The 2,360-nt window shown below is 68.0% G+C and carries 4 protein-coding genes and 1 pseudogene; 2 read left to right on the forward strand and 3 right to left on the reverse strand.

What is annotated here, in order from left to right:
• A pseudogene (locus ACLN58_RS21160) lies at positions 1-264 on the reverse strand (chromosome partitioning protein); the annotation flags it as partial.
• Positions 261-902 (reverse strand): SAF domain-containing protein, encoded by a 642-nt coding sequence (locus tag ACLN58_RS21165; protein ID WP_415857190.1) that lies wholly within the window; start codon positions 900-902, stop codon positions 261-263. The pseudogene ACLN58_RS21160 and the gene ACLN58_RS21165, both read right to left, overlap by 4 nt.
• A 206-nt stretch (positions 903-1,108) precedes the next feature.
• Between ACLN58_RS21165 and ACLN58_RS21170 the strand changes: the two genes are divergently transcribed.
• Positions 1,109-1,330 (forward strand): helix-turn-helix domain-containing protein, encoded by a 222-nt coding sequence (locus ACLN58_RS21170; RefSeq protein ID WP_415857191.1) that lies wholly within the window; start codon positions 1,109-1,111, stop codon positions 1,328-1,330.
• Positions 1,331-1,338: 8 nt separating this feature from the next.
• Here the strand turns inward: ACLN58_RS21170 and ACLN58_RS21175 are convergent, their stop codons facing one another.
• On the reverse strand, positions 1,339-1,893 hold the full coding sequence (locus ACLN58_RS21175; protein WP_415857192.1) for a hypothetical protein: 555 nt from the start codon (positions 1,891-1,893) through the stop codon (positions 1,339-1,341).
• A gap of 169 nt (positions 1,894-2,062) precedes the next feature.
• On the opposite strand from ACLN58_RS21175, the gene ACLN58_RS21180 reads away from it, so the two are divergent.
• Positions 2,063-2,360 (forward strand): hypothetical protein (locus tag ACLN58_RS21180; protein ID WP_415857193.1); only part of this gene is annotated, 298 nt, incomplete at its 3' end.

Raw genomic sequence — 2,360 nt, forward strand, 5'->3', positions numbered from 1 at the left:
TTCGAGCCGACGCCGCTCGCCGTCGTCGTCCGTCAAACCGACGACGGCGACCCCCACCTCCGCGAGGCGGTCCACGAGCGTCGTCGTGACGTCGCGAGTGGAGCCGACGACTACGGCGACGCTCGCAAGCCCGTTCTGACACGCCGCGAGCAGCTCAGCGAGCTCGGCGCACCGACGGACGACCGTGACGGGTCCGTGCAGACGCTCGAGCTCGCCCACGATCTCGGTCCCGTCTGCGCCCAGCGTGACGACGGGGATGCTCACTGGGCCCGTCCGGCGGGGTTCCAGACGAGCGACACCCGTGACTTGTTGGCCTGGGCGCCGAGCAGTTGCGGCAGGTGGGCATCCTCGACCAGCACCTGAACGACTGTCTCCCGCGTGCCACCCAGGGCAGACTGCGCCGTCGCGACATGGGCAATCTCCGCTGCCGTGACGATGCGCCGAGGCTCCGCGAAGCCGTTGCGGCCGTCCGGGGCCGCGACCCAGACGTCAACGTGGGTGCCGGCGACCGCCTCCGAGGGCAGAGCCTCGGTGATGGCGATCGGGAGTGGCTTGCGGCCCAGCGAGCTCGGCGCGCCGAGACTCGACGCGGGGACGAGGTCCCCCTTCGCGACCCGCTGCACCGCGATCTTTCCGTCCGGCACGCTTCCCCGCGTGAGGTAGCGGCCCTCAGCGCCCCCAAGCCGCACCTCGACCGCAACGAGCTGGTCAGGGCCGACGGCCGCGCCGACGGCGATTTCATCCTTGGCCGCATACGCGACGATGCTCGTGTCGGCCGCGCGCACGAGCGCCCCGACGCCCGCAATCGAAGCAAGGACGAGCAAGACCCCGACAAGAAGTCGCGGATCCTTCCACGACGGTTTCCTGAGGCGCGAGACGGCAGTCTTCTCCACAGAGCTCATGAATGCATCCCCCCAATGCATGGAACGGTCCCCCGACCGACCTGAGACCGCGCGCGGTGCTGCGCTGCGGCGACGCGGCACCCTCGGTGGGCACCGCGACTAGCGCCATTCTGTCCTATTCACCACCACTGCCCAACTTTGGTGTCCAGAGTGCATCAAATTGTGGATAACGCGACCACCCGGGCAGAAGGTGGAAGAATGAGTGCATGCCGCGCTTCCTGACCCTCGCCGACGTGTGTGAGCTGCTCCAGATCAGTTCTGCACAGGCCTACGCCCTCGTGCGAAGCGGAGAGCTCAAGGCGATCCAAGTCGGCGGCCGCGGGCAATGGCGCGTCGAGGACGTCAAGCTTGAGGAATACATCCAGGCCAGCTACGCCAAGACCGAGAAGATGGTTTCCGAGCATCGAGCCCAGCCTGGCAGTCGCTGAGACAGGCTTCATGCCGGGGAGACGACGGCGACGAGCGCGCTGAGCGCCGCGAGCGTCGTGCCGAGTGCCCGCGTCTCCCACGCCTCGGCTCGGCCCGGGGCAAGCTCGGCATAGTCCCGCCCCACGCCGTCGATGGTCCCCGAGACGGTTATCGGCGCGCCCGAGCCGCGACCCAAGTGACACACGACCTGGACGCGTGCCCGCGCGAGGGCGCGCAGCGCTGACGCAAGACTGAGGCCGCGACGGACGGCCGAGACCTCGCGCCGCGAACGTCGGCCGAGCCCGCCAATGGCGACGACGGCGTGCAGCGGAATGAGGACGCTCCGAGGCCCGGCCTCGAGGCAAAACCAGGTGTCGGCAACCTGACGGACCTCTCCGCGGAACCTCAACCCTCCGCACAGTGCGACGTCTATGACGGCGCCGTCGTCGCCTCGAAGCCGCTCCGCGAGCGCGAGTTCGGATTGTTCGGCCCACGCGAGCTCGCGGACCTCGGCCTCGAGCTCCGCTCGCTGCGCTTCGACCAGCTGAGCCTCGAAGTCGTCGAAGAGGGCTTCCCATCGCATAGGGGCAACCCTAGAAATCTCATCAATAGATGGTCAAAGCAACCAAATTTGGTCTAGCTAGACAAATGCTGCCTAACATGTCCACAATCACATTCAAGTACCAAACTGCATCAAATGACATGATCGTGCATCTCGGGCGTTCCGACGTCCGATGTTCTTGGGGGGATTCATGCACAGCAGGCTCCGGGGGCTCGCTCGTGACCTCGTCGCGACGCTCGCCATCCTCGTTCTCGGGCTCTCATTGGCCCTCGCCGGCCGAGTCTTGGGCGACGCCAGCCCGACGGAATCGGTCGACGCTCTCCTGGGGCTCGCCGCTAGCACCGCAGGCCTAGTCGTCGTCGGCGGTTGGCTCGCCGCGATGTCGCTCGCCGCGGCCGCGGCGCTACTCGACGCGGCCGGGAGACATGGTCCGGCCAGATGGGCGGCGGCAGTGACGCCCGCGTTCATGCGCCGCCTCGCCTTCGGCG

Source organism: Sinomonas sp. G460-2, assembly GCF_047759905.1.
GTDB lineage: Bacteria > Actinomycetota > Actinomycetes > Actinomycetales > Micrococcaceae > Sinomonas.

What these genes read in the sequence shown, in the direction of transcription:
- ACLN58_RS21165 (WP_415857190.1), bottom strand. Translation starts at nt 902, where the DNA reads ATGAGCTCTGTGGAGAAGACTGCCGTCTCGCGCCTCAGGAAACCGTCG.
- ACLN58_RS21170 (WP_415857191.1), top strand. Translation starts at nt 1,109, where the DNA reads ATGCCGCGCTTCCTGACCCTCGCCGACGTGTGTGAGCTGCTCCAGATC.
- ACLN58_RS21175 (WP_415857192.1), bottom strand. Translation starts at nt 1,893, where the DNA reads ATGCGATGGGAAGCCCTCTTCGACGACTTCGAGGCTCAGCTGGTCGAA.